Annotated in this window: 10 protein-coding genes; 8 read left to right on the top strand and 2 right to left on the bottom strand. The window is 63.9% G+C overall.

Annotated features, from left to right (window positions below; translation table 11 throughout):
* The 3 genes from ACE04I_RS09325 to ACE04I_RS09315 all read left to right on the top strand — a co-directional run.
* Positions 1–512: invasion associated locus B family protein (locus ACE04I_RS09325; RefSeq protein ID WP_487206999.1), on the top strand; the 512-nt coding region annotated here is incomplete at its 5' end.
* Between the two features lie 93 nt (positions 513–605).
* Positions 606–2021 carry a metalloprotease TldD gene (tldD, locus tag ACE04I_RS09320; protein WP_046795949.1) on the top strand — a complete coding sequence of 472 codons (1416 nt, stop codon included), beginning with the start codon at positions 606–608 and terminating at the stop codon, positions 2019–2021.
* A gap of 20 nt (positions 2022–2041) precedes the next feature.
* Positions 2042–2443, top strand: a complete 402-nt coding sequence (locus ACE04I_RS09315; protein WP_046795950.1) for a bleomycin resistance protein — start codon at positions 2042–2044, stop codon at positions 2441–2443.
* A gap of 27 nt (positions 2444–2470) precedes the next feature.
* Here ACE04I_RS09315 and ACE04I_RS09310 read toward each other — a convergent pair whose 3' ends face one another.
* The gene (locus ACE04I_RS09310; RefSeq protein ID WP_046795951.1) at positions 2471–2779 is read right to left on the bottom strand and encodes a nucleoside triphosphate pyrophosphohydrolase family protein; all 309 of its coding nucleotides are present in this window, start codon (positions 2777–2779) and stop codon (positions 2471–2473) included.
* A 199-nt stretch (positions 2780–2978) separates the two neighbouring features.
* On the opposite strand from ACE04I_RS09310, the gene ACE04I_RS09305 reads away from it, so the two are divergent.
* Both ACE04I_RS09305 and ACE04I_RS09300 read left to right on the top strand, forming a co-directional pair.
* Positions 2979–3737, top strand: a complete 759-nt coding sequence (locus tag ACE04I_RS09305; RefSeq protein WP_046796080.1) for a sulfite exporter TauE/SafE family protein — start codon at positions 2979–2981, stop codon at positions 3735–3737.
* Positions 3738–3824: 87 nt separating this feature from the next.
* Positions 3825–4880 carry a polysaccharide deacetylase family protein gene (locus tag ACE04I_RS09300; RefSeq protein WP_046795952.1) on the top strand — a complete coding sequence of 352 codons (1056 nt, stop codon included), beginning with the start codon at positions 3825–3827 and terminating at the stop codon, positions 4878–4880.
* Between the two features lie 20 nt (positions 4881–4900).
* Here ACE04I_RS09300 and pdxH read toward each other — a convergent pair whose 3' ends face one another.
* Positions 4901–5521: a pyridoxamine 5'-phosphate oxidase gene (gene pdxH / locus ACE04I_RS09295; protein WP_046795953.1), complete on the bottom strand. Its 621-nt coding sequence runs from the start codon at positions 5519–5521 to the stop codon at positions 4901–4903.
* A gap of 130 nt (positions 5522–5651) precedes the next feature.
* Here pdxH and ACE04I_RS09290 point away from each other — a divergent pair, with 130 nt between their 5' ends.
* The 3 genes from ACE04I_RS09290 to fabI all read left to right on the top strand — a co-directional run bounded on the left by ACE04I_RS09290 (position 5652) and on the right by fabI (position 8378).
* Positions 5652–6038: an RT0821/Lpp0805 family surface protein gene (locus tag ACE04I_RS09290; protein ID WP_082118424.1), complete on the top strand. Its 387-nt coding sequence runs from the start codon at positions 5652–5654 to the stop codon at positions 6036–6038.
* A gap of 197 nt (positions 6039–6235) precedes the next feature.
* Positions 6236–7384: a DnaJ C-terminal domain-containing protein gene (locus ACE04I_RS09285; protein ID WP_046796081.1), complete on the top strand. Its 1149-nt coding sequence runs from the start codon at positions 6236–6238 to the stop codon at positions 7382–7384.
* 175 nt (positions 7385–7559) lie between these two features.
* On the top strand, positions 7560–8378 hold the full coding sequence (fabI, locus tag ACE04I_RS09280) for an enoyl-ACP reductase FabI (RefSeq protein WP_046795955.1): 819 nt from the start codon (positions 7560–7562) through the stop codon (positions 8376–8378).
* The last annotated feature ends 11 nt before the right edge of the window (positions 8379–8389 follow it).

Here is an 8389-nt window from a genome sequence, read left to right as displayed (position 1 = left end):
ACGCGCCGACGCCACAGCCTTCGCCCGGCGCGACACAGAATCCCGCCCAGCGCCCGGCACCGCAGCCTTCCGCGCAGCAGCCGGGGAACGTGCGCGCCAACCATGGCGCCTGGTCCGTCATCTGCGACAAGCCGGCCGGCGCCTCCGTCGAGCAATGCGCGCTGATGCAGAACGTGATCGCCGAAGACCGCCCGGAAGTCGGCCTTTCGGTCGTCGTGCTGAAGACCGCCGACCGCAAATCCAAGATCCTGCGCATCCTCGCGCCGCTCGGCGTGCTTTTGAAGGACGGCATGGAGCTCTATGTCGACAACAACAATATCGGCCGCGCCTATTTCACCCGCTGCTTCTCCGAGGGCTGCTATGTGGAAGTGGAGATCGACGACGAGCTGATGCGGATTCTGCGCGCCGGCAAGAACGCGGTCTTCGCGTTACGCGAGTCGGTCGATCAGGACCGCGTCGGCATTCCGGTCGAACTCGCGGGCTTCGCCCAGGGCTACGACGCGCTTCCCTGACGCTGGTTGTCGAAGGCTTGCTTCCTGCCAGGGCGGGACCTACATCGCAGGTTCAGACACAAGCCGGCGCCTCCATGGCACAGGGAGCATTGCATGAATACCGACCTTCTCAACCTGTTCGACTGTGTCGAAGCCAGACTGCGGAGCCTGCTTTCCGACACGCTCTCGGGCGCCGACGACGGCGAGCTTTTCGTGGAACACGCCCAGGCGGAATCGCTGACCTTCGACAACGGACGGCTCAAGGGCGGCTCCTTCAATACGGACCAGGGTTTCGGCCTGCGGGCAGTCGCGGGCGAAGCGGTCGGCTATGCCCATGCCGGCGAACTTTCCGAAGCCGCGCTTTCCCGCGCTTCCGATGCGGTGCGCGCGGTCACGGCCGGTCATTCCGGCTCCTATGCGGCCGCCCCCCAGCGCAGTAACAAGAAATATTATGGCGACGAGAACCCGATCGGCAGCCCCAGCTTCGAGGAGAAGGTGAAGCTGCTGACCGATATCGACGCCTATCTGCGCGGCAAGGACGACAGGGTTCGCCAGGTGACGGCAACCGTCTCGGCGAGCTGGCAGGTGGTCGATATCCTGCGCGCCGACGGGCATCGCGTGCACGACGTCCGGCCGATGACCCGCATCAACATCTCCGTCGTGGTCGGCCAGGGCGACCGGCAGGAATCCGGCACGTTCGGCACCGGCGGGCGCATCGGCTTCGGCGATTTCGTGACCGACGGCAACTGGCATCAAGGCGCCGACGAGGCGCTGCGCCAGGCGCTGGTGAACCTCGAGGCCATCGACGCGCCGGCCGGCACGATGGACGTCGTGCTCGGTTCCGGCTGGCCGGGCGTCATGCTGCACGAGGCTGTGGGCCACGGGCTGGAAGGCGACTTCAACCGCAAGAAGACCTCCGCATTTGCCGGCCTGCTCGGCGAGATGGTGGCCGCTCCGGGCGTCACCGTCGTCGACGACGGCACGATCGACAACCGCCGCGGCTCCATCACCATCGACGACGAGGGCACGCCCTCCGGCTACAACGTGCTGATCGAGAACGGCAGGCTCACCGGCTACATGCAGGACCGGCAGAACGCGCGGCTGATGGGCATGAAGCCGACCGGCAACGGCCGCCGGCAGGGTTATGCGCATGTGCCGATGCCGCGCATGACCAATACCTACATGCTCGGCGGGGACAAGACGCCGGAAGAGATCATCGCCTCGGTGAAGAAGGGCATCTATGCCGTTTCCTTCGGCGGCGGCCAGGTGGACATCACCTCCGGCAAGTTCGTGTTCGGCTGCACCGAGGCCTACATGATCGAGAACGGCAAGATCGGTCCGGCAATCAAGGGCGCCATGCTGATCGGCAACGGGCCGGAGGCGATGAAGCGGGTTTCCATGGTCGGCAACGACATGAAGCTCGATACCGGCGTCGGCAATTGCGGCAAGGGCGGCCAGTGGGTGCCCGTCGGCGTCGGCCAGCCGCATCTGCGCATGGACGAGGTGACGGTCGGCGGCACCAAGGCGTGAGCGCAACTGGCTCGAACGCCATGATCCCCGAACTATCCGTCAGCGATTGGCGGGCGAGCCGGGACTTCTACTGCGACCTCATCGGCTTTTCGGTTCGTTACGACCGGCCGGAGGAAGGCTTTGCATTTCTTACGCTCGGCGAGGCGCAATTGATGATCGACCAGATCGGCATCGGCCGGGATTTCGACATGCCCGGCGCGCCAAGAGAGCGCCCCTTCGGGCGCGGTGTCAATCTGCAGATCAGGGTTTCCGCACTGGAACCGATCCTCGCAAGGCTTCAGCTTGCGGGCATTCCTCTATATCTGGAGCCCGAGGAGAAATGGTATCGGCGAGACGACTTGGAGGTCGGCAATCGACAGTTCATCGTCGCCGATCCGGACGGCTATCTGCTGCGGCTTTTCGAGGATCTGGGCGAAAGATGACGGGAAGGCTAAGCAAGCCCGCCAGGCTCAATCCTCCACAGGCCTGAAAAGCCATTTCCGCTCGATCGCAGCGGTGAGATCCAGGCGGTTGTCATGCGCGAAAAGCAGGATGTGCCCGAAAAGATCGGCGGTCTCGTCGGCGAGATCGCGGCGGAGTTCTTCATCGCTCCTCCCCTTCTTCCGTCCTCGACCCGTCGCCCGGTTCCACGCCTGGGTCAATTCTCCCACTTCTTCCTGCAGCTTCAGCAGAAACCAATCCGGGTCGCGCGTGATGCCGTTGGCCTCGGCATAATCTGCGGAGGCCACCTCGAACTGCGCGCTCAATCTTTCCAGCATGAAGTTCCCTCTTTGTTCATGAGGACAACACACCGATTCTCGAAAGCTGTCGAGCGTCACGGGACGGTTCATCATCAAATTGCCCGCTTTTCTCATCTGCAAGCTTGACATAGCCACCCGGCTTTCCGCAGCTATGGCGTGCAAGATGCCAGCCTAGAGTCCTTCACCCGTGCCATTTGAAAACACGCTTTCCGCATTCCTGGGAACGGTCCTTCCCGGCCATGCGCCCGGTCAGATCGCCTTTCTCCTGGTTTCCGCGGTCGTCGCGGGGCTGGCGCGCGGCTTTTCTGGGTTCGGCGGGGCGCTGATCTTCGTGCCGCTTGCGGGTGCCGCGACAAGCCCGCAGATCGCCTCCGCCCTGCTGCTCATCATCGACGGCGTGATGACGCTCGGCATGGTGCCAGCCGGCTGGCGCCAGGCAAACCGGCGGGAAGTGGCAACAATGCTGATCGGCGCGACGGTAGGGGTTCCGCTCGGCACGACAGTGCTTGCTCTTGCTCCTCCGATCATGCTGCGCTGGATCATCTCAGGCGTCGTTCTCGCCCTGCTCGCCTTCCTGATTTCGGGCTGGCGCTATCACGGACGGCCGAAGACGGTACTGACGATCGGCGTCGGCAGTATTGCAGGCCTATTCGGGGGCGCGGCACAGATGTCCGGACCGCCGGTCGTCGCCTATTGGCTCGGCGGCGCCATTCCGGCCGCGACGGTGCGCGCCAATCTGATCCTCTATTTCGCGCTGGCGACCTGCATCTCGATCTCCGCCTATCTCTTCGGCGGCCTGCTGACGCGGGAAGTCCTGCTGCTCGCCGTGCTGACCGGCCCCGCTTACGGGCTCGGTCTCTATACCGGCTCGCGGCTCTTCGGCCTCGCGGACGAGGCGACCTTCCGCAGGGCCTGCTTCTTTCTCATCGCTTCGGCCGCCCTGATCGGCCTTCCCCTATTCGACGGCTGGCGCTGATTTTTCGGGAACCTTAGTCAAGGTTTAAGACAGTCGGACGTAGGTTCCCCTGTCTTGAAGAATACGGGCGTGACCGCAGCAGGGCACATGATCGACAGGGTGCATGCCATTTGGCGTCGTGACGTCAAGCGCCGGCTGATTGCCGGCGGGCTCGACGTCGCCGCACTTCTCGCCCGGGCCGGCGTGCTCAACCAGGCGCGCGGCAACGGCGCGATCTTTACGCTTCACCACGTCCGTCCTCACAGGCCGCGCCCGCTCGAGCCGAGCATGCATCTGGAGGTGACGCCCGAATTCCTCGAAGCGGCGATCGTCCGGCTGGCCAGGGAGGGCTATGAATTCGTTCCTCTCTCCGAGATACCGTCGCGGCTGCGCTCGCCCGGACAACGCCGCTTCGCCGCCTTCACCCTCGACGACGGCTATCGCAACAATGCCGAGCACGCGCTTCCGGTCTTTGCCCGGCACAAGGTGCCCTTCACCGTATTCGCGACACGCGGCTTTGCCGAACGCACCCATTCGCTCTGGTGGGAAACGCTTGCCGAACTCCTCGGCCGTCTCGATGAGGTAAGCTTCGATTTCGGCGATGGTTTCGAAAGGCTCGACCTTTCGACCGAGGCGCGCAAGTTCGACGCCTTCGACCGCTTCTCTCATCATATTGCCGGAAGGGACGAGGCGGCAGCCGTCGCGGAACTCGACCAGCTTGCCCGGAGCCATGGGGTCGATCCGCTCGGCATCACGGCAGAACTCGTCATGGACGGCGAAGAATTGCGCAGGCTTGCGGCCCATCCCCTCGCCTCGCTCGGCGCGCACACGATCAGCCACCGCGCCATCAGCCGGCTTTCCGCGGAGGAAGCCGCGCGGGAAATGCGGCAATCGGCCGACTGGCTGGAAGAGCTGACCGGCGAGCGCCCCCGGACATTTGCCTTTCCCTACGGCACGCGGGAAGCGGTCTTGGCCCGCGACGAGGCGATCGCCCGCGAACTCGGATTTTCAATCGCGGTGACGACGCGGCCCGGCACACTGGACGGCAAGAATGCCGATCGCCTGACCGGCCTGCCCAGGATATCCCTCAACGGCTATTACCAGCAGCCCCGCCACGTCTCTGCGCTCGCCTCGGGGATACCGTTTGCGATCGGCGGCCGCTGACACCCGTTATCCACAGGAAATCAGGGATACATCCGCACCTTTTCCCAAGGACCATCCGGATGGGACCGGCGGAACTCGATACGGTCGTGGAGGCGGAACGAACGGTCGTGCCAGAACTCGATGGAGACCGGCTTGATGCGAAAGCCCGACCAATGGGGCGGACGCGGAATATCGCCTATGGCATAGCGGGCGGTATATTCCGCCACCGCCTTCTCCAGCGCGAAACGGCCCTCCAGCGGGCGGGACTGTTTCGAGGCCCAGGCGCCGATGCGGCTTCCGCGCGGCCGGGAGCGATAATAGGCATCGGCCTCCTCGTCGCCGACGACCTCGACCTCTCCCCTGAGACGTACCTGCCTTCGCAGCGATTTCCAGTGGAAGCACATCGCCGCCTTTTTTTGACCCAGGATTTCGCGTCCCTTCTGACTTTCGAAATTCGTGTAGAAGACGAAACCGTTCTCGTCATAGCCCTTGAGCAGCACCATGCGTACATTGGGCAGGCCATTTTCATCCACCGTCGCCAGCGCCACCGCGTTGGGATCGTTGATCTCGGAGGCCTCGGCCTCCTTCAGCCAGGCGCCGAACAAGGCGAAGGGTTCAGTCTCCTCGGTGAAGTCACCGGATGTTAACCCGCTCTCGGACATATTGACTTAAATGCTCCTAATCTGATCATTGCCCGTGACTCGTTGCCGGACAGGGACACCAGAAGACGTGATAGCAAAGTCGAAGAGCCGCAAAAAGGGGTCGCTCCCGTTCTGCCTCAGGGCGCTAGCGATGGCCGCGGTAGGCTTCTCCCTTGCCGGCTGCACCAGCAGCATGGACCTTTTCGGCGGCGTCAAGCGGGTGGATCGTTCGATCGCGACCGGAACCGTTCCGGTGCCGGCAAGTTCCGGCGTCACCCTTTCCGACGAGACGACCGTCCGCAATGCCGTGACCTCCGCCGATCTCGCGAGACTCGGCTCCAGCTCGGTTCCCTGGGCCAACACCGCAACCGGCAGCGCCGGCGTGGTCTCCTCCATCCGCGAGGCCCGCAATGACGGCCACGTCTGCCGCTACTTCACCACCACGCGCCATTCCTACGAAGGCATTGCCCGGTTCAACGGACAGGCCTGCCTCACGGGCACCGGCGACTGGCTGCTGACGGCCTTCGATCGGCTGTAACAATTTATTTACCCTGTCTGCGATTGGCCGCCGGCTGCAAAGCCGACGTAACACCTGATTCACGAGTGCGTTGATAGCCTCCGGAAAGCAGGCAGCGCGTCCCGAATACGAGGCGGGGCGAGGACTGCGCGAGTAATTGAGTATCGGGGTTCGGGTTTCCTGCGCGGGCCCGCCGCCCGGAGCGACCGGTGAAGAAGATGCGCGATCCCTATTCCGTACTCGGCGTGAAACAGACCGCCGACGCAGACGAGATCAAGGCCGCCTGGAGAGCAAAGGCGAAATCGGCCCATCCCGACCGCAACCGGGACGACCCTTCCGCCACGACGCGTTTCGCGGAGCTCGGCCAGGCCTATGAGGTGCTGAAGGACCCGGAGCGGCGGCAGCGCTACGACCGGGTCGCCGAGATGCAGCAGACGATCATGCAGCAGCGCGAAGCCACCCGCCAGGCGGCCGAGCGCGCCAAGGCCGCCCGCGCCAATGCCGAAAAGGTGATGGAGGAATTGGCCAAGGCCGACGCTCGCCGCGCTCAGACGCAAGGTCAGACCCAAAATCAAACCCAGGGCCAAGCGGGCGGCAGCGCCGAATCGGCCGAGGAGATGATCGAGCGGATCTTCGGCTCCGCCTATGCCGGCAAGACGGAAGACCAGGGCAAGCCGCAACCGCAGGGTCACTCGGCGAGCGGCCCGGCTGCGGACGAGCCGTTCGAGACCACCAATTTTTCCGTTCCGGAAACCGGCCCGCGGACGGATGCCGAGCAGAAAACCCCGGCGGTCCTGCAGGCCGTCGATCTCATCGCCTCGCTGGTCCGCCGCATTCGCGGCACGGTACCCGCGCTGGAAAAGGCGCCCGACCTCACCGCCGAGGCGACCGTCACGATCGACGATCTTCTGAAGCAGAACTGGGCGGTCGTGCAGCTTCCCGACGAGCGCGAGGTGCGCTTCCCGCTCGAAGCGGGCATGACGGCGGGGCACGTGCTGCGCCTGAAAGGCCAGGGGCTGAAGCTTCCAAACATGCAGCGCGGCGATCTGGTCGTCACGCTGAAGATCGCGCCGGAAAAGGATTTCCGCGTCGAGGGCTTCGATATCCACACGATCATGCCGATCTCGCTGGAGGACGCGGTCCTCGGCGCGGAGGCGGAGCTTGCCACCCCGGAAGGCACACGGACGATAGCCGTACCGGCCTGGTCGGGCTCCGATCGCTCGGTAAGGCTCGAAGGGCTCGGCCTGCCGAATGATTCGGACGGCCGCGGCGATCTCGTCGTGGAACTCAGGGTGCTGCTCTGGGATCAACCTAACGACAAGGTGACCGACCTCATGCGCCACATGCGCGAAGGTCTCTATATCTGAGCTCCGCGCCACCCCCCTTTGTTTTCAGGGGCTCGGCGCTGGCATCCCCGTTGCGCACCCTTTGTTACCACAGCTTACACGAGATGATCTGCGCACGCTTGAACCGATTAGCTGCCTATGCCATAGGCAGCTTTCGAATTGAGCATAGCTCTTCACGAGTTTCAGGGGACTTAGCATGGTTCAGGCTTCCGGCCTCATGGCAGGCAAACGCGGCATCATCATGGGGGTTGCGAACAACCGCTCCATCGCGTGGGGGATAGCGAAGGCCATCCATGCACAGGGCGGCGAGATCGCCTTCACCTATCAGGGCGACGCACTCAAGAAGCGCGTCGAACCGCTCGCAGCCGAACTCGGCGCGATTCTTGCCGGGCATTGCGATGTCGGCGACGAGGCCTCGATCGACGCCGTTTTCGAGAACATCGAAAAGCAGTGGGGCAAGATCGACTTCCTCGTGCATGCGATCGGCTTCTCGGACAAGGACGAACTGACCGGCCGCTATGTCGACACTTCGCCGGAAAACTTCGCCAAGACGATGCAGATCTCGGTCTATTCCTTCACGTCGGTCGCCCGCCGTGCGGAGAAGCTGATGACCGATGGCGGTTCGCTGCTGACGCTGACCTATTACGGCGCGGAAAAGGTGATGCCGAACTACAACGTCATGGGCGTGGCCAAGGCCGCTCTGGAAGCGAGCGTCAAGTATCTCGCAGTCGACCTCGGCCCGAAGAACATCCGCGTCAACGCGATCTCCGCCGGCCCGATCAAGACGCTTGCCGCATCCGGCATCGGCGATTTCCGCTATATTCTCAAGTGGAACGAGTACAACGCGCCGCTGCGCCGCACCGTCACCATCGAGGAAGTCGGCGATGTCGGCCTGTACATGCTGTCCGACCTCTCGCGCTCGGTGACCGGCGAGACGCACCATGCCGATAGCGGCTATCACGTCGTCGGCATGAAGGCGGTCGACGCGCCGGACATCTCGGTCATCAAAGACTGATCGAAACCAGG

This window comes from Rhizobium moroccans, from assembly GCF_057559155.1.
This window is presented reverse-complemented; position numbering and strand designations above follow the sequence as displayed.

Coding starts and splice junctions, on each gene's coding strand:
- ACE04I_RS09310 (WP_046795951.1), bottom strand. CDS start 2,779: ATGCTGGAAAGATTGAGCGCGCAGTTCGAGGTGGCCTCCGCAGATTAT.
- ACE04I_RS09285 (WP_046796081.1), top strand. CDS start 6,236: ATGCGCGATCCCTATTCCGTACTCGGCGTGAAACAGACCGCCGACGCA.
- fabI (WP_046795955.1), top strand. CDS start 7,560: ATGGTTCAGGCTTCCGGCCTCATGGCAGGCAAACGCGGCATCATCATG.
- ACE04I_RS09315 (WP_046795950.1), top strand. CDS start 2,042: ATGATCCCCGAACTATCCGTCAGCGATTGGCGGGCGAGCCGGGACTTC.
- ACE04I_RS09290 (WP_082118424.1), top strand. CDS start 5,652: ATGGCCGCGGTAGGCTTCTCCCTTGCCGGCTGCACCAGCAGCATGGAC.
- pdxH (WP_046795953.1), bottom strand. CDS start 5,521: ATGTCCGAGAGCGGGTTAACATCCGGTGACTTCACCGAGGAGACTGAA.
- ACE04I_RS09300 (WP_046795952.1), top strand. CDS start 3,825: ATGATCGACAGGGTGCATGCCATTTGGCGTCGTGACGTCAAGCGCCGG.
- tldD (WP_046795949.1), top strand. CDS start 606: ATGAATACCGACCTTCTCAACCTGTTCGACTGTGTCGAAGCCAGACTG.